Origin of the sequence: Streptomyces amakusaensis (assembly GCF_039532665.1) — a bacterium.
Classification (GTDB): Bacteria; Actinomycetota; Actinomycetes; order Streptomycetales; family Streptomycetaceae; genus Streptomyces; species Streptomyces amakusaensis.
The window spans coordinates 116311-135053 of sequence record NZ_BAAASB010000018.1 but is presented as its reverse complement, the minus strand read 5'-3'; the positions used below and the strand labels follow the sequence as shown (position 1 = coordinate 135053).

16 protein-coding genes are annotated in these 18743 nt (G+C 70.9%); 3 read left to right on the top strand and 13 right to left on the bottom strand.

Annotated features, from left to right (window positions below; translation table 11 throughout):
- Window positions 1-305: 305 nt before the first annotated feature.
- A complete protein-coding gene (locus tag ABD371_RS27975) occupies window positions 306-1427 on the top strand; it encodes a serine hydrolase domain-containing protein (protein WP_344482767.1) in 1122 nt (373 codons plus the stop codon).
- Window positions 1428-1634: 207 nt separating this feature from the next.
- Here the strand turns inward: ABD371_RS27975 and abc-f are convergent, their stop codons facing one another.
- Window positions 1635-3287: a ribosomal protection-like ABC-F family protein gene (gene abc-f, locus ABD371_RS27970; RefSeq protein ID WP_344482735.1), complete on the bottom strand. Its 1653-nt coding sequence runs from the start codon at window positions 3285-3287 to the stop codon at window positions 1635-1637.
- Between the two features lie 431 nt (window positions 3288-3718).
- Between abc-f and ABD371_RS27965 the strand changes: the two genes are divergently transcribed.
- Window positions 3719-4789: a hypothetical protein gene (locus ABD371_RS27965; RefSeq protein WP_344482732.1), complete on the top strand. Its 1071-nt coding sequence runs from the start codon at window positions 3719-3721 to the stop codon at window positions 4787-4789.
- A gap of 331 nt (window positions 4790-5120) precedes the next feature.
- Here ABD371_RS27965 and ABD371_RS27960 read toward each other — a convergent pair whose 3' ends face one another.
- The 12 genes from ABD371_RS27960 to ABD371_RS27905 form a co-directional block, all read right to left on the bottom strand.
- Window positions 5121-5888, bottom strand: coding sequence for a hypothetical protein (locus ABD371_RS27960; protein WP_344482729.1), 768 nt, complete (start codon window positions 5886-5888; stop codon window positions 5121-5123).
- 203 nt (window positions 5889-6091) lie between these two features.
- Window positions 6092-7324 carry a GNAT family N-acetyltransferase gene (locus ABD371_RS27955; RefSeq protein ID WP_344482726.1) on the bottom strand — a complete coding sequence of 411 codons (1233 nt, stop codon included), beginning with the start codon at window positions 7322-7324 and terminating at the stop codon, window positions 6092-6094.
- Between the two features lie 50 nt (window positions 7325-7374).
- Window positions 7375-8496 (bottom strand): peptidase C39 family protein, encoded by a 1122-nt coding sequence (locus tag ABD371_RS27950; RefSeq protein WP_344482723.1) that lies wholly within the window; start codon window positions 8494-8496, stop codon window positions 7375-7377.
- A gap of 104 nt (window positions 8497-8600) precedes the next feature.
- Entirely contained in the window at window positions 8601-10685 is a 2085-nt protein-coding gene (locus tag ABD371_RS27945; RefSeq protein ID WP_344482765.1) for an iron ABC transporter permease, read from the bottom strand.
- A 17-nt stretch (window positions 10686-10702) separates the two neighbouring features.
- Window positions 10703-11767 carry an iron-siderophore ABC transporter substrate-binding protein gene (locus ABD371_RS27940; RefSeq protein ID WP_344482720.1) on the bottom strand — a complete coding sequence of 355 codons (1065 nt, stop codon included), beginning with the start codon at window positions 11765-11767 and terminating at the stop codon, window positions 10703-10705.
- Between the two features lie 128 nt (window positions 11768-11895).
- Window positions 11896-12762, bottom strand: coding sequence for an ABC transporter ATP-binding protein (locus ABD371_RS27935; RefSeq protein WP_344482717.1), 867 nt, complete (start codon window positions 12760-12762; stop codon window positions 11896-11898).
- A gap of 117 nt (window positions 12763-12879) precedes the next feature.
- Window positions 12880-13740 carry a helix-turn-helix domain-containing protein gene (locus tag ABD371_RS27930; protein ID WP_344482762.1) on the bottom strand — a complete coding sequence of 287 codons (861 nt, stop codon included), beginning with the start codon at window positions 13738-13740 and terminating at the stop codon, window positions 12880-12882.
- Window positions 13741-13857: 117 nt separating this feature from the next.
- Window positions 13858-14319, bottom strand: a complete 462-nt coding sequence (locus ABD371_RS27925; RefSeq protein ID WP_344482714.1) for a hypothetical protein — start codon at window positions 14317-14319, stop codon at window positions 13858-13860.
- A 185-nt stretch (window positions 14320-14504) separates the two neighbouring features.
- Complete coding sequence (locus ABD371_RS27920) at window positions 14505-15281, bottom strand: MerR family transcriptional regulator (protein WP_344482711.1); 777 nt, start codon at window positions 15279-15281, stop codon at window positions 14505-14507.
- Complete coding sequence (locus tag ABD371_RS27915) at window positions 15278-16375, bottom strand: serine hydrolase domain-containing protein (RefSeq protein ID WP_344482708.1); 1098 nt, start codon at window positions 16373-16375, stop codon at window positions 15278-15280. Before ABD371_RS27915 ends, ABD371_RS27920 begins: the two co-directional genes overlap by 4 nt.
- Before the next feature lie 283 nt (window positions 16376-16658).
- Window positions 16659-17225 carry an EF-hand domain-containing protein gene (locus tag ABD371_RS27910; protein WP_344482704.1) on the bottom strand — a complete coding sequence of 189 codons (567 nt, stop codon included), beginning with the start codon at window positions 17223-17225 and terminating at the stop codon, window positions 16659-16661.
- A 116-nt stretch (window positions 17226-17341) separates the two neighbouring features.
- Complete coding sequence (locus tag ABD371_RS27905) at window positions 17342-17986, bottom strand: TetR/AcrR family transcriptional regulator (protein WP_344482701.1); 645 nt, start codon at window positions 17984-17986, stop codon at window positions 17342-17344.
- 53 nt (window positions 17987-18039) lie between these two features.
- Between ABD371_RS27905 and ABD371_RS27900 the strand changes: the two genes are divergently transcribed.
- Window positions 18040-18678: an NAD(P)-dependent oxidoreductase gene (locus tag ABD371_RS27900; RefSeq protein WP_344482698.1), complete on the top strand. Its 639-nt coding sequence runs from the start codon at window positions 18040-18042 to the stop codon at window positions 18676-18678.
- The last annotated feature ends 65 nt before the right edge of the window (window positions 18679-18743 follow it).

The following is an 18743-nucleotide window of genomic DNA, read 5'->3' as shown; positions in this document are numbered from 1 at the left end:
GTACGGGGACGACCGGCACCGCGGTATCTGGTGCACGCCGAGCAGGACCGGTACCTGTGCCTGGTCGACCGGGTCACCGTGGTCCGGCGCGTCGGCGGCGATGCGGGCGGCTTCCCCGGGCGCGGCTTCCTTCAGCCGCTCTCGGTCCCGCACGCATGCGTGGTACTACAAGGCCCGGGGGCTCCCGGATCTCGTGCACGAGAACCGTCTTCCACAAGAGCGGATGCTTCACCTCGGATCCACGGACTCGCCGCCCAGCTCAACCGCCTGATATCAACCCAGTGAAATGGGAGGCCTTGTCCGACATGGAAATCCACGGCAGCTGCAGCGACCAATTCGGCACTGTACGAGAGGTGTTCGCCGACTCCCTGCACAGTGGTGCGGACGTCGGGGCCTCGGTGGCGGTATACCTCGACGGGGAACCCGTCGTCGACTTATGGGGAGGCTACGCCGACCAGGCCCGTACCCAACCGTGGCGACATGACACCATCACCAACGTCTGGTCCACCACGAAGACCATGACCGCGCTGTGCGCTCTCGTCCTCGCCGACCGGGACGAACTCGACCTGTGCGCACCGGTCGCGAAATACTGGCCCGAGTTCGGCACCGCGGGAAAGGCCCACATCGAGGTCAGACATCTGCTCAGCCACACCGCAGGCATCCCCGACTGGGACCGGCCCATGACCCTCGACGACTTGTGCGACTGGGAGAAAGCCACCACCCTGTTGGCCCGCACCACGCCCCGCTGGGAACCCGGCGCGGCGTCCGGCTATCACCGGTTCACCCACGGCTTCCTGATCGGTGAACTCGTCCGCCGCGTCTGTCAGCAGTCCATCGGCACATTCTTCGCACACGAGATCGCCGCTCCGCTGAACGCCGACTTCCACATCGGCCTGGCAGCCGAACACGATCACCGAGTCTCCGACGTCATCCCCGCCCCCGGCCCCGCACCCGCAGCCAGCCCACGGGTGACCATCCCGGTCGGCGCCTACGTCACCGCCCAGGACACCCGCGGCACCCAGTGGCGCCGTGCCGAGATCCCCGCAGCATCAGGCTACGGAAACGCACGATCCGTGGCCGCGGTCCAGTCGCTCCTCACCTCCGGAGGCCGGACGGCTTCAACGCGTCTTCTCTCCGAGGCCGCCTGCCGCACGGTGTTCGACGAGCAGTCCCACGGCACCGACCTCGTGCTCGGCATCCCCCTGCGCTTCGGCACCGGCTACGCCCTCACAGCCGACGACGCACCCGTGAGCGCGCCCAACCCCCGCACCTGCTACTGGGGCGGAAGAGGTGGATCACTGGTCGTCAACGACCTCGACGCGCGTATGACCGTGGTCTACGTGATGAACCAGATGACCCATCTCGGCCTCTCCGACCCACGCGGCCAGAAACTCCTCCATGCCTCCTACAGGTCACTGGCACCCTGATGGGAGAAAGAGGTCCTGTCCAACCGGGCATGAACGTCGTGGAGTTCGACACCGGGCCGGGCCGCTCCGGCGGCCTGCTCGCCGGGCTCGACGTCAACCACTGCGTTCATCGTGCCAGAGTGACGTTTTACTCGCTTCCCCAGAGTTCCCTGCGGATGGATCGGACCGCGGACCGCTGTTTCAGTGGATCAATGGATGTGAGCCGGGTCAGCGCCTACGACCGGCGTGAAGTTCCAGGACCTCGGCTTCGAAACGCGCACGGAAGTCGCGATCGTGCGAGACCGCGACCACCGCCCCCGGGTACGCCGAGAGCGCCGCCTGAAGGTCCTCGACCAGGTCGAGTGCGATGTGGTTGGTCGGCTCGTCGAGGACGAGTAGTTCCGCGGGCCGGGTCACCAGGGTTGCGATCTGCAGCCGCCGCCGCTGCCCCACGGACAGGGCGGCGACCGGAACGTGCAGGTCCTGTTCACGGAACAGTCCAAGAGACAGAAGCTGTTCGGCGTACTCGTCCGGCGGCCCGGGCCGTTTGGCGGCGAACGCCGCGAGCAGTGGGAGCCGCGTGGCGTGCGCGGGCAGTTCCTGGGCGAGGTAGCCGATCCGGGCGGGCCGGCACGCCGTGCCCGTGTCCGGGTGCAGGTCGCCCGCGAGGACGCGGAGCAGCGTTGTCTTGCCCGCGCCGTTCTCGCCGGTGACGAGGAGGCGCGCTCCGGGCTCGATCGCCAGGAGCCCGTCCAGGCGCAGCCGTTCCCCGACCTGTACGTTGTCGAGTTCGGCGAGTGTGCCCCCGCCCGGGGCGGCGGCTGCCGACGGCAGTGCCGTCGTGAACCGGAGTGGTACGGGCGGCTTTGTCACCGGGTTGCGCCGCAGCTGGTCCAGGCGCTCCCGGACCGAGCGCACCTGCCCGCCGAGCTTGGCCTCGCTGGAGCGGCGGTGCTTGCCGAAGCCCTGTTTCGGGTCGCGGCCGGTGGTGGACAGCCTCCTGCCCGCGGCCTCCAGCAGTTCTTCCGCGCGGGCCACCTCCTCGACCCAGTCCGCGTGCCGCTGCTCGGCTCCGCGCCGGGCGGCGGCCTTCGCGGCGCGGTAGCCCGCCCAGCCGTCGCCGTACCGGCGCACGGTGCACTCGTCCCGGTCGACCTCGAGGATCGTGGTGGCGATGCGCTCCAGGAAGCCGCGGTCGTGGGTGACCGCGACGACCGTGCCGCGGTGTGCGCGCAGGTGCTCCTCCAGCCAGCACACGGCCGCCGCGTCGAGGTGGTTCGTCGGTTCGTCCAGCAGCAGCAGTTCGGGAGCGGCGGCCAGGACGCAGGCGAGCGCGAGGCGCGACTGCTCGCCCCCGGACAGGGAGCCGAGCGGGCGCTCCCGGGCGATCCGGGCCAGCCCGAGCCCGTGCAGGGCGGCGTCCACACGTGCGTCCGCCTCGTAGCCGCCGCGTTCCTCGTACGCGGTCAACAGCTCGCCGTACGCGTCGAGCTCCTCGTCCGATGCGTCGGCCAGGGACTCCTCTGCCGCACGGAGCCTTTGCTCCATATCGCGCAGTTCGGTCAGAGCGAGGTCGACGGCATCCTGCACGGTGCGGCCCTCATCGAGGCCGAGAGTCTGGGCGAGGTGGCCGGTACCGCCGGGAAAGCGGACGGTGATCTCCCCGGTATTCGGCGTCTCGTCCGCGGCGAGGAGCCGCAGCAAGGTGGACTTGCCGGAACCGTTCTCACCGATGACGGCGGCCTTCTCGCCCGGCCGGACGGTGAAGGAGACCTGGTCGAGGACGGTCCGGGTGCCATACGACTTGGTGACGGACTTGACGGACAGCTGCGCCACAGCGGGGACGGCGGTGGGCATGGATGTGGGGGCGCGGTCGCGCATAGGGCTTTCCCTGGGCGTGCGAAGGATCTACGGGCAGCAGAAACGGCGGCATCGGCCGTGCCCGGACTCAGACGAAGAAGAGGAAAGCCATACCGCCACCATAGCAAGACGAACCGTCTCGCCTCAACCGCGCGGGGCGAGAAGTCCGCCGCAAGCGCCCCGCCCACTCCGGCGCACCAGGGTCAGGCCGGCTACGGGGTGGCCCAGGCGGCGGCCGACGCGATCGCTCCGGCCCCGGACCGGCCAGTTCAGTTCAGTTCAGTTCGCCAGACTCACCCCCGCCGCTCAGGCGGGGAGTCCGGCACACCTCTGATCGCGCCGCTCCTGAAGGCCGGGAACCGCGCTCCCCGAGGGGCTGGAAACGATCGGATTACCGGACCGTCACAGGGGGAGGTATCACCAACCGCAACGGAAGGTGATCAGGGAACTACATGGGGTGGATCAGTGGACGCAAGGGCGTCAAGAAGTCCCTCGACGCCATGACAAAGCAGCTCGCGGACGAGACGAAGGCTCTTCAAGCCCTCCATCAGGCCGTGCAGGGACGGCAGGACCTGGGGGAGCTCCAGATCGAGGCAGCCGGGCTGCGCACAGAGAACCGCGCGCTGCGCGAACAGCAGAAGCACCTGCTCAGCGGGCTCACCGAGGCCCGGTCCGACATCGGCGCACTGCATGGTGACATCGCCGAGCGCCTGCGGGACCTGGCGGACTCGGCGGACCGCGCACCGCAAACGGACTCTGCCTTTCAGCCGCCCGGCACACCCGAACCCGGGGCGGGTGCCGACCGGGCGGAAGCCACGGCCGGGGCCCAGCCGTCGGACGCCCCCGAACCGGATCCGCAGCCCGCTGCGGCCCCACCCAGCGACGAACCCGAAGAGGAGCCCATGGAGCACAGCGCGGCGGAGCGGCCCGTGGAAGCGGCACCGGACAGCGGCACCGGCCCGGACACCGCGGCCGGGAAAGCCGCGGAACGGGAGGCGGCGCTGAAGCGGGCGGTGGAGGCCGCCTACCGCGGCGAGGGGCCGCCCCCGCCTCCCGCGGTCCCTCCTGCGGTCCCGCCCGCGGTTCCACCTGGTCAGGGCGGCGGGGGAAACCCGGAAGTGGAGCACGGGAAACTGCTGATGCGGGCGGCCGGGATCTCGACGGCCAAGCTCTACTGCCACCGTGACACCTGGGAGTTCCTCACCGGCCTCGCGGTCGCCCACGACCACTTCCGGACCCCGCCCTCCGTGGACGACATCAAGGAAGGACGGATCCGGACCGCGTTGTCGGGCCGCTCCCTCATCGCCCTGCTGATCGTCCTGTGGACCACCCGCGACGCCCAGCCGGCCCTGAGCGCCGACTGGGCGCTCGCGGCCACGGTCTACGACCGGGTCGCGGGCGAACTCGACACCGTCACCGCCGGCACCGGCCGGAAGACCATCGAGATCTTCCTCGACGACGGAACCGCTCCAGACCCCGCTGAACCCGCCCAAGAGCCATCCAACTGGCCAGAACAGCCATAGGCCGCCCCCTCAATGGTCTGAGGGTCGGCATTCGCTCGCGCGGCGCGCGGGGCTGTGACGCCACGGCAGCACCGGGCACACCCCGTGCGGGACCCGGTACGGCGGACCCTCTTCTCCGCCCGCCGTACGAATAGCTCACGGCGGCGGACTTGGCGAGACGCTTCCGTCGGCGGCCGGGGCGACCGTGCCCCGCTCGGCCGTCATCAGGCCGATCGCCGCGCCGAGGGCGTCGGGTCCCGCCGCGATCGCGGCGGGACCCGACGCCCTGACGGTCGCCGTCGCAGCCGTTACCGCCGGTGCGGCCCCCACCGGCCCGCAGGCACGTCGGACATCACTTCACCACGACGCTGTCCCCGGACGACGTCGACGGCCCGGTGGTGGAATTGCCGTTGTACACCCAGCGCCACGAACCCGTCTTGGAGGCCTTCACCGTCGTCTTGAGATCACCCGAGGCATTCGCGAGCACCTTCTTCTTCACCGTGGTGTACGAGGCGGCACCGGCAGGCTTGAACTGAAGGCTCACCGTGCGGCCTCCGTAGGAGCCGTACTTCCTGGTCTCCCAGTTGGCCCGGGTGACCTTGCCGGTCACGGTGATGGTCCTGCCCTTGGCCACCGGTTCGGGCGAGGCGTTGACGGTCAGGCGGGAGTCGCGCTTGACGTAGACCGTCATACCCTTGTCGTCGATGTCACCACCGCCGCCCTTGAAGTGCACCTGGGCCGCGACTTTCCACGCCCCGGCCTCGCTGTTGCGCATGTCCCACACGCTCGGGTCGAAGAACATCGTCTCGTCGAAATCGCAGACGCCCCGGCTCACCTCGATGCAGTCGCTCGTCTCGATGGCGTGCCACAGCTGATCCTGCGTACCAGCGCGGTACAGGAACACCGCCGGAAACTTCCACTTGTGAGTGGTCGCCATCCGGAAGGAGGCGGGTACCGCGACCTCCTTCGACGCCCCGATCACGATCGGCTTGCCGCCGTTCACCTGGACACGGCTGAACGAGACCCCGCCCTCGGCCGCCCCCGCCGGCACCGCGCCCACGGCTGTGAACACCGCCGCCGCACCACCGGCCACGGCGACTCTCCAGACCTGCTTCCCCACCTGATCCCCGATCTCCGCACAGAAGCCGAAGGCTCATTCCTCCGACGCGCTTACAGACAGATGGCATCCACACAGGGTTGTACACCCGCGAATCACAATGCGGCATCGGACATTGGCCCGGGTGACGGCGGGGTGGTCGCACGTACTGGATCCTGGCCGGACGAACTGACCTGGCCTGGCCTGTGGGCCCGCGCAGGCGGTGCTCAGAACCAGTGCAGGCAGTGCGGGGGGCGTTCTGTACGGAACAGCGCGTCCGCCAGGGCGGCGGTGCCGGGGTGGCGGGCCCGGACGTGTCCCGCGCGGACGAGCGTACTGGGGGCGATGCCGCCCAGGTAGAGCGAGCTCAGGTCGCGCACGTCCAGCGACAGATCGGGTTGCCGGTCTGTGGGGACACAGGCCGCTCTGCCCTCGCGGACGGTCAGTTGATAGCGGCCGTGTTCGCCGAGGAACGGATCGTCCACGTCGAGGACGAGGTCGCCGTCCGCGAACCAGCCGCGTGCTGTCAGGGCGCGAGGGACATCGAGGAGACGCACCCACAGCCAGTCGGCGTACTCGCCGACCTCGCCGGCCCGGAAGTCCGCGAGCCGCCAGCGCAGCGGGTGCTCGGGCGGGACGTGCCGGAACACGACCTGTGAGACCAGGTCGTGCCCGAGGACGAACCGGGCCAGGGCTGTGAAGACCGCGTCATCGACGGCGATGGTCTCGTCGACCGTCAAGGTGCCGCCCTCCCCGATCGAGTAGCTGGCGTACCCGTCCGCCACACCGTCGGCGTCCCGGTGGACCGCGATGTAGCGCGGTGACGAGGAGACCGGCGCCTGCCCCGCTCCCAGCGCCCACCAGCGGTGGGGCCGGGACAGCGCGCCGGGCTGGGCGCGGCGGTACCGGTCGTACACCTCTTCGAGTACCCCGCCGCACCCGGAGCGTCGCAGCACCTCGACCGTGCCGCTGTCCGCGGCGGACGCCGGTGCGTCGGCCGACGCACGCGACCGGGGCACCGCGAGGGCGGCTCGGTGGCGGGGCACCGTCAGCCGAGTGGTGAAAGTCGCCGGTCCGTAGCCGAACCTGCCGTAGATCGGAGCCTCGGAAGCCAGCAGTACCGAGAGGAACTCCCCCCGGGCCCGCACCTCGGAGAGCTGTCGCCGCATCAGCGCGCCGAGCACGCCGCGCCGCCGGTGCGAGGGCAGGACGCCGACCGCGCTCACCCCGGTGACGGGAACGACGTGCCGGCCGGGCAGGGTGAGTTCGAAGGAGTACGCGGCGGCGGTGCCCACGGGCCGGCCGTCCTCGGACAGAGCGAGGAGGCCGCGGTCCATTTCCAGCGCCGACCACCAGCGTCCGCCGTCCGCGACGGGGGCTTCGGGGAAGTGCCCGAACGCCGTGTGGATCGTGTCGACGAAGACCTCCAGGTCCTCGTCGGCCGTGGGTCGAATCTTCATCGTTGTCGCTTCCTTGCCGGAACACCGGCACAGTGGATCATGGTGGTGGTTCATGAGCGCGGCGTCGCGTCCCGCTCCCGCGGAGGGCCGATGGTCACCGCACCGCGGAAGCCCTCCGGGGAGAGGACCGACATCGTGTCGAGCGACGAGTCGGACACCGGCAGGAGATGGGCGTCGACCCAGGTGTCACCCGTCGCCGCGTTGGTCCACGGATCCTCGATCACGACGGCACCGGGTACGACGCCGTGGCAGAGCACCCAGTGCGGCACGTCGAACCCCTGCATCCCGGCGAGCGAGAGCAGGAGCAGTACGTGCTCGCGCCGGCCGATCGCTTCCCGGACCGCGCTCAGGGAGAGACGGCTCGGGTCCATGGGGACACCGGTGCGCTCCGCGTCCTTCCTGGAGGCGCGCTGGAGCAGGGCACGCCACTCCCGATCGTTCTCCGGGTAGTGGTCGAGCAGCACCGGCCGGTCGGTGTCCAGGTGGACCCTGACCGGTGACGAGGGCCAGGCCCGGCGCACGGCGACGCCCAGCCCGACGGGCTCGCACGCGAGGAAGTTGGTGGCGTCGCGCCACAGCGTCAGCTCCGCCTGCCGGTCGAGCGCCTCCCACTCCAGCGCGCCCGCGTGCGCCTGGGCTACCAGGGCGGTGACGGCTCCGCAGGTGAAGTGCGTGGTCTGCCCGTAGTACAGGGGGGTGGCCGTGACGCCCTCGCGCAGCCAGCGGACGTATCCGGCGGCCGGTCCGGCCGTGCCCTCCGGCCGCGTCGGCGGAGACCTCAACGCGGTGAATCCGGTGGCGGCGACGTCCTCGGCACGCGCCGTCCACCCCTCCCACTTGACCTGTGCGAGCCCTTGGCGGCCCGCGAGGGTGACGACCGCCTCCACGGCCGCCCGCACATCGCCGACGGCGTCGACGATCTTCAGATAGGCCGTGTTCGGGCGTGCTGTCACGAGCGCAGCGGCGGTCCACTCCTCGCCGTCCCCGGGAACGGCCACGAGACGAGGCGCGTGGGCGGAGCGGTCGACGGCACGCCAGCGCTCCGACACCTCGTCACCGACGAGGGGCACCAGCGCGGGCGGTGGGTCGTCCGGTTCGTAGGGGGCGACGAGGCTTTCCACGGGGCGCTTTGGCTCGGTGGGCCGCTCGGGCGGTTCCTGGCGGGGCGGCATTCCGGTACTCCTGGCGGGCTGGCGGGGGCGAGGGACAGAGCGAGGGGGACGGGGAAGGGGGAGGGCCGAAGCCATGGGCGCGGTCGCTGTCCCCCGCCGTGGGGTCATGCGCGGGACTTCCGGAGCACCCACACGAAGTACGGCCCGCCGATGAGCGCGACCATGAGGCCTGCCGGCACCTGGGCGGGGGCGACGACGGTACGGCCGAGGGCGTCCGCCACACACACCAGCACGCCGCCGAGGAGCATCGCGACCGGGATGGAACGGCCGTGCCGGGCGCCCACCAGGGATCGGGCGAGGTGCGGGGCGACGAGTCCCACGAAGCCGACGACGCCGACGGCGACCACGCTGAGCGCCGCGAGCACCGCGGCGATCGCCAGAGCGGTGAAGCGGGTGCGTTCCACCCTGACCCCGACGATGCGCGGGGTGTCCTCGTCGACGGCGAGCAGATCGAGCCGACCGCGCATGGACAGCAGAACGGGAAGGGCGAGCGCCAGGCCGACCGCGACCGGGACGACGTCGGGGAAGGTCCGGCCGTAGGTGGTACCGGAGAGCCAGGTGAAGATACGGGGGGTGTTGTACGGGTCCGCGCGCAGCAGCAGGAAGGTGGTGACCGCGCTGAGGCCGTACCCCATGCCGATGCCGATCAGTACGAACCGGTCGGGCAGGAATCCACCGCGCCAGGCGAGCAGGGCGATCACCGCGAACGTGATCAGCCCGGCCGCGACCGCCACCACGACGAGGACCGTCCGTCCGCCGGACAGCCCCGAGGTCGCGACGCTCGCCGCGCCGAGACCGGCGCCCGCCGTGATGCCGAGCACTCCGGGCTCCGCCAGAGGGTTGCGTACCGAACCCTGCACGACGCAGCCGGCCAGTCCGAGTGCCGCACCGGCCAGGATCGCGGCGGTCACGCGCGGGACCCGGTCGTCGAGCGCCTGGCCCACCAGGTCCGGAGCCGTGCCCTGGAGCCACAGGACGATGTCCCCGGTCCGCAGCCACAGGCTGCCCGCGAGGACGGCCATGAGGGCCGCTCCGACAAGCAGCGTCACCGCGCCGGATGTGACGAGGAGGAACGCGCGGCGCGAGCGTGCGGCGACCCGCGCGCGCGGGGGCTGCCGGATCTGCCCGGTGTCACGCAGTCGCAGGGCGAGGACCACGATCACGGCGGAGCCGAGCAGTGCGGTCGGCACGCCGGTGGGGATGGAGGCGGCCCCGTCCGCCCCCTGGATCGCACGCAGGGACGCGTCCGCGAGCAGAATGAGCAGTGCGCCGAGCAGCCCGGCCGCGGGGATCAGGAACAGGTGCCGGCGCAGCGCGTGGACGCGTCCCGCGATCAGCCGGGCGAGGACGGGGGCGCCGAGACCGACGAAGCCGATCGGACCCGCCAGGGTCACCGCCGTGCTGGTCAGCAGTACCGCGCAGATCACGGCGGTCACACGGGTGCTCCGGATCGGCACGCCGAGGGCCGACGCGGCGTCGTCGCCCAGGTGCATCACGTCCAGCCGTCGGGACAGTGCCAGAGCCAGGCACAGCGTCACGGCGACGAGAGGGGCGGCGCGTACCGACGCGTCGATGTTCAGCTGCGCCAGCGAGCCGCTCCCCCAGGCGAAGAGACCGGTCGTGTTCTGGTCGAACAGGATGAGGAACATCCCGGTCGCCGCGTCCAGGGCCATGGCCGTCGCCGATCCGGCGAGAACGAGGCGGGTGCCCGCGGTGCCGGCGGCGCGGCCCGTGAGGAGCAGCACGAGTGCCGCCGCGACAAGGCCTCCCGCGAAGGCGACGGCGCCCGACGCCCACAGCGGGACGGTCAGGCCGAGGGCGGCGACGAGCGCGAGGGTGAAGTAGGCCCCGGACGTGACCGCGAGGGTGTCGGGTGAGGCGAGCGGGTTGTGGGTGACGGACTGGAGCAGTGCGCCCGCGCAGCCGAGGGCGAAGCCGACGGCGATGCCCGCGAACAGCCTCGGCAGGCGCGAGCCGGTGAGGATCTCGCCGACGGGCGCCCCGTGGGCGTCGCCGCCCGTCCCGGCGAGATGGCGCACCAGGTCGCCGACGCCGACGCCCGACGTCCCCTGTGTCAGATGCCACATGCCGACGAGCACGGTGGCGACGAGGAGGAGTGCCAGGACGGCCGCCCCGGCGGGTCCGCCGCCGCGCCCGGCGGGTGGCAGCGGCCCCGCCTCGGGGGCCACCGCGCGTGCCGTGGTGCTCACTTCTTGTCGAGTACGTCGACGTAGGCGTCGATCGCCTGCGCGCAGGAGCGCGGACCGCCGGCGCCCCAGACCCCCGACGGGAACGCGTGGGCGCGGCCCTCCTTCACGGCGGGGAGCTTCTTCCAGATCGGGTTCTTGTTCAGCGCCGCGACGTAACCGCCGGCGCCGTCGTCGTTCGCGTAGAAGAGGTTGGCGTTGCCCACGGAGGTGAGACCTTCGACGTCGGTCTGTGCCAGGCCGTAGGCGGCGTCCACGCCCCCGTCACCGTGCTTCTTGTTGACGTCGTTGGTCCACGCCGGGGTCATGCCGAGTTCCTTGCCGATCTCGGTGAACAGGGCGCCGTCCGCGTAGGGGCGTACGGTCAGGTTGCCTCCCTCGAGCCAGCCGTCGAAGAACAGGAAGTCCTTCGTCGGCAGGTTCGCGTCGGTGACCCGCTGCTTCGCCGTCGCGAGGTGCTGGTCGAACTCCTTGAGCACCTGGTCCGCCCGGTCCGTGCGCCCGGTCGCCTCGCCGATCATGCTGAACACCTTCCGCATGTTCCCGATCGGGTCCTTCGGGTCGGCTCCCCGGGTGGCCATCACGGGAACGCCCCTCTTCTCCAGCTTCTTGATCATCTCGTCCTGGGCGCCGAAGGCCTCGACGACGATGAGATCGGGCTTGGCCGCGTAGAGGGTGTCGAGATCGGGCTCCTCCCGGGTGCCGATGTCCGTCACACCGGCGGGCAGTTTCTCCGCGCTGGTCCAGGTGCGGTATCCCTTGGCATCGGAGACGGCGGTGGGGGTGACGCAGAGGGTCAGCGCGTCTTCAACCTGCTGCCATTCGAGGACGGCGATCCGCTTGGCGGGCTTGTCGAGGTGTATCTGGCGGCCGACGCCGTCCTTGAAGGAGACCGGCTTCGTCGAGGTGGCCGTGGTGTCCTGGGCGCAGTCCTTCGACGCGGGGGCCGCGTCGGTGCCGCTGCGGGGCGTCGCCTTGTCGACGTCCGTCGTTCCACAGGCGGTTACGGCGAGCAGCGCGAGGCCGGTCGAGGCCGACAGCGCCAGGCGGCGGGCACGGTTCATGAGAATTCCTCTTTCGCGGGTGATGTGGGTGATGAGGGCGGCGCGGAGAAGGCGTGTCGGTGTTTCCCGGGGCGGCTCGTCGCGGGTGGGACGGCCGATGCGGCGCTTCGGGAGGTGCGCCACCGTGCTCAGGAGAGGTGACGTCCGAGCGGATCGATACGGAGCCGCCCCGTCCGGGGGTCGGCGTTCACCTCGACGCGGATGTCGTAGACCTCGCCGATGTTCTCGGCGGTGAGGACATCGGCCGGTGCGCCGGCCGCGTACACCAGGCCCGAGCGCATGAGGACGACGGTGTCCGCGATCCGGGAGGCCTGATCGAGGTCGTGCAGCACGATTCCGACCGCGAGGCCGTGCTCCTCGACCAGGTCCCGAACCAGGTCGAGCGTCTCGAACTGGTAGCGCAGGTCGAGGTGGTTGGTCGGCTCGTCGAGCAGGACCACGCCGGTGTCCTGGGCCAGGCAGGCCGCGAGCCAGACACGTTGCATCTCCCCGCCGGAGAGCTCTCCGACCTGCCGTCCGGCCATGTCCCGCACTCCGGTGACCCGCATGGCGCGGTCGACAGCGCTCCGGTCCCGGGCGCTCGGTCCGGCGAAGCCGCGCCGGTGGGGATGGCGCCCGAACGCGACGACCTCCGCGACCGTCAGGCCCTGGGGAACGGGCCTCGCCTGGGAGAACAGCGTGACCTCGCGCGCGAACTCCTGGGAGCTGAGCAGGGCCACGTCACACTCGGACTCTCCCTCGGCGCGGGCGAGCGTCACCCGGCCGCTGTCCACCCGGTGCAGTCGGGACAGCGCGCGCAGCAGCGTGGACTTCCCACTGCCGTTCGGCCCCACCAGGGCGGTCGCCCGGCCGGGTTCCAGGGCGACCGAGACGCCCTGCACAACGGGTTTGCCGTCGTAGCGCAGCACCAGGTCGTGCCCGATGAGCGCGGCCACCGGAGCCGCGGCAGGATGGGCCGCGGGCTTCCCGGCAGACCGGAAGAGACTTGTGAACACGAAGATGTCCGGACGGTCGGAGGGCGGGGACTGCGGCAACCTCTGTCCGATGTCACCGGGCAGGCCACGCGTCGCCCGTGCACGGCAGCGCCACACACAGGGAACAGCAACTAAGGGTCACCTAACTCGGTGAAGCTTATATTCCGCTTGCTGTGGCGACAATCCGGAGTTCTGGTCACGGGATACGGAATTCCGGACACCCGCCGCACCGGAGAACGCGCCCGGCGTGGTCCCCATGACGCGCCGGAAGGCGACGATGAAGGAGCTGGGCTGCGCGTATCCGAGCACCTCGGAAACCGTCGCCACGTCGATGCCCTCGGCGAGGAGCATCAGCGCCCGGTGCACCCGCAGCATCTGGCGCCACTGGGCGAAGGGAAGCCCCGTCGCCTGGCGGAAGGCACGGGTGATCGTACGGTCGCTGGTTCCCAGCAGCCGCGCCCACTCCTCCAGCGAGCGGCCGTCCGAAGGATTGTCCAGCAGAGCCTCGGCGATGGCGTCGATCCGTGGATCGCCGGGCAACCGCAACGCGAACTGACGCTCCGAGGGCCGGATCACATCGAAGACCACGGACTCCGCCCGCGCCCTCGCCTCCACGTCGAGGTCCGCCGCGGACAGATGGGTCAGCAGAGACTCCAGCAAGGTCGTCATCGTGATCGCCATGGGCCGCGTGAACGCGAACGGCATGTGCTCGGGAGCGAAGAAGGCGCTGAAGAACTCCGCACCCGCCGTCGACCGGCCCTCGTGGACCATTCCGGCGGGCATCCACAGCCCGTACCCCCCGACCACGGTGTAGACACGATCACCCACGCGGGACGTCAGCGTTCCCCCTCGCACCCAGACCAGCTCATGCAGGGGATGCGCGTGGGCCGACCACTCCGTGGGAGCGGGAACGATCCGGGACGCGGCGAGGATGGCGGACTCCGACTCGGGGAGCGGATCGACTCCCCGGACCACGGTGCCCACCTCGCGCCGCCACATCCCGGGGGATGCTTGAACCATGACGAGAAGTCTATCGGCGTCCCGGTCCGGACCGATTTAAGAGCCTTCGCCCATATTGGCCGAGTGCCGGCCCGGGGCAACCCGGCGTGAACGGGGTCACCACCGGGCACGCAGCACGCCGTCGCCGTCGGGCAGGGCGGCGCAGAGAAGTGGGTGGCGTTCGTCGAGATGTACGGGCAGGGCGCAGGCCGCTCGGGCGTCGGCCACCAGGGTGGCGAGCTCGTCGTACTCGGTGTCGTCGACGACCGCGTGTCTGATCGTCCCGTTCTGTGTCTCCCAGACGAACTCCGCGGATCCCTCCTCCGGCAGCGTGGCGAGGACCGCGCCGACATCGGGGTTCAGGTCGGGCCAGACGGTCAGCAGGGCGCGCGGGCCGAGTCCGGTACGCGCCGCGTCGAGGTTCTGCGGCGTGAGGCGGTGGAAGCGTGCGGCGTTGAGGTACGCGGCCTCGACCGGTCCATGGTCACTGACGGCCTCCTCGGCACCGGTGTAGTGGCCGTGTTCGTCACGGTCGGCGGGGTCGTACTTGGTGATCCGGTGGACGAAGGACGGCGGCACGTTGATTGCTCCCTGCGCGATCAGAAGGGGGGCCGGCATGAGAAATGGCCTTTCCAGTGCCGAGTATCAGCTCTTGAGTGCTCCGGCCGGGCTCGCCGCGAACCGGAACTGAACTGGCACAGGCCACGAGCCGGACGCCCGCCCGCCGATCACGTACAGAGACGCGGTGAAGGACTTGCAGGGCCTCATCGGCGGGGGACGGCTACGCCCGCGGCGCGGAGTCTGGTCTCGGTGAGCGCGGTCAGCCGGGCGGCGACCGGTGCCTGGTCCTCGCGGTGGTTGTTGATCAGCTTGTACTGGGCCGAAGCCTTGGCCCAGGCCTGCAGGCTGGCGTGATCCCCCAGCAGCGCGGGGTTGGCGAGGTAGCGGTCGGCCATGGCCGCCGCGAGTTCCTCGATTTTCGGGTCGTCCGGTTCCCAGGTCTCGGCCTCCTGGCCGCGCTTGGTCAGGTCGATGTACTCGGGGTCGTCCAGCCCGTGTTCAAGCTGCGTCAGGAAGCCGTCGAAGACCTCCGGCACCAGCGCGCGGGCCAGGACCAGGGCCTCGCGCTGCGCGGCCACGTAGTCGGGGCTGAAGCCGAGGCCGGGCATTCGGTCCAGGACCGCGCAGGCGCGGTCGGGCAGCAGGGCCCGGTCGCCGTCGGCGAGCCGGTGCAGCGTGTCGCGGCGGGCGACCAGTTCGTCGATGCGCTCGGTGAGCCGCCGCTCGACGTCGGTGAGCGCGGTGCCGAACCGCGCGGCGTCGGCGTCGAGCATGGGCCCGATCTCGGCCAGCGGCACGCCCGCGGCGGCCAGCGTCCGGACCTGCACCAGTTGCAGGAGCTCGCCCGATCCGTAACGCCGGTAGCCGGAGCTGTCGCGTTCCGGCTCCGTGGCCAGTCCGAGCTTGTGATAGTGCCGCACCGTCTTCACCGTGACGCCGACGAACGCCGCCGCCCGCCCGATCGTGACCCCGTTCCTCATCGGTCCAGCTTGCCGCAGAACACCGTGTCGACGAAACGCCGCTGGGCGGTCCGGAATGCCGGTGCTATCGACAGGTCGGCGTCGTCCACCCAGGTCAGCCCGGCGGTCAGGGTCTTGCTGCCGTCGGGGGTGCTGTACATCAGTGCCGCCGAGCCCATGGTGGCTCCGTTGTGGTGGAAGACGGTGCCGCCCTCCGTCTCCTGTGCGAACACTCCGAGGCCGTAGCCGACCGTCGCCTCCGGCGTGCGCATCTCGGCCAACAGCTCGGCGGGCAGGAGCTTGCCGCCCATCAGCGCGGAGAAGTACGTGTGCAGATCCGAAGTGGTCGAGATCATGTCGCCGCCGGCCCCCACCCAGGACGGGTTCTGCCGGGTGACATCGACCGTCCGCTCCTGCCCGGCGTCCTCGTAGCGGTAGTAGCCGTGGTTGTGCGGCTCGGGAATCTCCGGCGATGCGCCCGGCACCACGGTACCGGTCATCCCCAGCGGCCCCAGGATCAGCCGCTGCAACTCCTCGGCGAACGAACGGCCGGTGACCTTCTCGACCACCAGCCGGGCCAGTACGTAGTTGGTGTTGGCGTAGCTCCAGCCCGTACCCGGTGCGAACCGCGCCGGCTTGGACGACGACAGCCGGACCAGCTCTTCGGGCAGGTAGGTCTTGAACCGGTTGTCCACCCAGTCCTTGCCCTGCCAGGGGACCCCCAGCACGATCGTCCCGTCCTCGTAGAGCTCGCCGGTGTGGTTGAAGATCCCGCTGGTGTGCTGAAGCAGCATCCGCACCGTGATCCGCCGGTCGAGACCGAACTCGGGCAGGTAGTCATCGACCGGGGCGTCCAGGCCGATCTTTCCCTCGGCCACCAGCATGAGCACCGAGGTGGCAACGAAGTTCTTGGTGCTGCTGCCGATGCGGAAGTGCCCGTTCGTCAGCGGCTTGGCACTCTGGCTCAGCTCGCGCACCCCGGCGCTGCCGACCCATTCGCCCTGCTCGTCGTTCACCCGGAGCTGGACCCCGACGAAGCCGGACTCGGCCAGCTCCTCGATCGCCTTCTGCAGCTCCGGACGATCCTGCCCCTGGCCGGAAAGGTCGGTGAACATGTTGCTCCTTCACATCGGTTGTGCCGGATCGGCACCGTGCCCATGCGATGAGCCTCCACCCTGCCCCAAGGTCAACCTCAAGCGTGATCCAGCCCACAGCGCCGCTGCCGGTCGGCACGGCCGGCGGCCGGAATCCCCGGCCCCAGTCCGGATCCTGGCCGCCCGCCTCGCTGACCCGCGTCGGCGATTCACCCGATCAGAGCCAAGCCGAGCATCCGCAAGTCCCCGGACGGAGCTGGTGCGGGCGTCCGGCCGGGGCTCAGGCAGGAGTTCAGGCAGGAGTTCAGGCCGGGGGAAAGTCGATCGTGCCGGTCCACCAGGTGCCCGGGGCCCCCGGGTCGCGGCTGGTCCAGAACTCGACCATGCCGCCGATGAACTCCTCCCGGGACAGGGCGCCGTCCCCGTCCCGGTCGAGGCGGCGGAACGCCTCGCCTGCCGCCTGCCGCGTCAGCGCGGGGAAGTGCCCGTGCTGGAAGGCGAAGAACTCCTCCTCGTCCACCACTTCGTCGCCGTCCGTGTCGGCCACCGCGAGGAACGCCTCCGCGAGGGCGCCGAGCGTGGCCAGGGCCGCCGCCGGGTCGTCGGCCAGTGTCCGGGTGGAGGCGATGAACTCCGCGCGGCTGACCGCGTCCGCTCCCGGCGGCAGATGCGGCAGGTGCAGTTCCCGCCAGATCGCCAGGTAGGCCGCGACCACCCGCTGCCCGGCCGGTGACCCCTCGGGGTGTCCGAGGGAGGCGGCGACGGACTGTCCCATGAGGGTGTGGTCGTGTTCCGTCAAACGGCCGTCACCGTCACGGTCGAGATGGTCGAAGCCATGGCCGATCTTCCGTATCAGCAGCTCGTCCGACATGTGGCGCCTCTCGGTCGGGGGTGTCCGTGCCCTCCTTCGTACCAGGCGGGCACGGCGGCCGTCCGGGGCATCCGGAAAATTGCGCCCCCTCCCGCGTGGGCGGGGCGGACTGCTGTTCAGGAGGTGCCCGGGGCCGGAGACTTGTCGGGGTCCGGCAGCAGGCTGTGCAACAGGGTCCGGACGAGGCCGGCCGTGAACTCCTCGGTGGACTGTGGCGGTGGCATCCCTTCCGAGGCGTCGTAGACGAACGCCCGCTGGGAGCAGGCTCCGAGGAGGAGGGCCGCGGCGGCGTCGGGGTCGGCGTCCGCGCGCAGGGCGCCGCGGTCGCGCTCGGCGCGCAGATAGCGGGCGAGGGCCTCCAGGGGGATGTGCGGGCCCTGCCCGAGTTCTTTCATCCCCTCGAAGTGACGTTTCCTGAGCGCGGGTTCGGCGAAGAGCGAGGCGGCGAGGGGAACGCTCTGCTGGTAGAAGCGGACGGCGTGCTCGGCGACGCGGGTGAGGTTGTGCTCCACGCCGAGGCCGCCGGGGTCCTGCCCCAGTTCGTCCAGCAGGGGGTTGAGGCGGGGCAGGCGATCCCGGAGGACGCGGACGAAGATCTCTTCCTTGCTGCGGTAGTGCTTGTAGAGCGCCGCCTCGGAGCACCCGGCCTCGCGGGCGATCTCCTTGGTTGTGGTACGGGCCAGCCCGGCGGAGCGCAGCAGATGCTCGGCGGCGTCGATGATCCGCTCGCGGGTGGGGCGTGTTGACTTCGCGGTGGGCATGCACTCACTCTAGAGGTGAGTGAACACTTACCCACCTCCAGGAGGGGCGACACATGCGCTATACGGTCTTCGGTGCGACCGGTGGCACCGGCCGCCAGCTCGTACAGCAGGCACTCGACGCCGGACACGAGGTCACGGCCGTCGTGCGCGACCCGGCCCGGCTGCCCGTCCGCGAGCACGAGCGACTGGAGGTCGTCGTCGCCGACGTGACCGACCCGGAAGCGCTGCGCCCGGCGATCGCGGGAAGCGACGCGGTGCTCTCGGCACTCGGCGCACCCACCAACAAGGCCGCGGGAATCACCTCCGCCGGGACCCGTGCCATCCTGCACGCCCTCGGCGATGAGGGGGTACGGCGTCTCGTCGCCGTGAGCGCCACCCCGGTCGGGCCCCCGCCGCCCGGCGAAGGCCCGCTGTACCGTTCGGTGCTGCTGCCCCTGGTACGACGCGTCTTCAAGGACATTTACGCGGATCTGGCCGTCACGGAGAACGAGATCCGGGCCAGCGACGCGGACTGGACCGTGATCCGCCCGCCCCGGCTGACCGACGGCCCGCCGACAGCGGCGTACCGGATGCGGTTCGGCGGAGCCGTGTCTCGCAGCCACACCGTGAGCCGCGCGGACGTGGCCCACGCGATGCTCACGCTGGCCGAAGACCCGGCAGCGGTCGGACAGGTCGTGGGAGTCGCGTCCTGACCCCCACCTCCGAATGCCGTGGCAGTGGCGGTCCGGCCCTTCCTGGAGCGGGGGGACCGACGGCA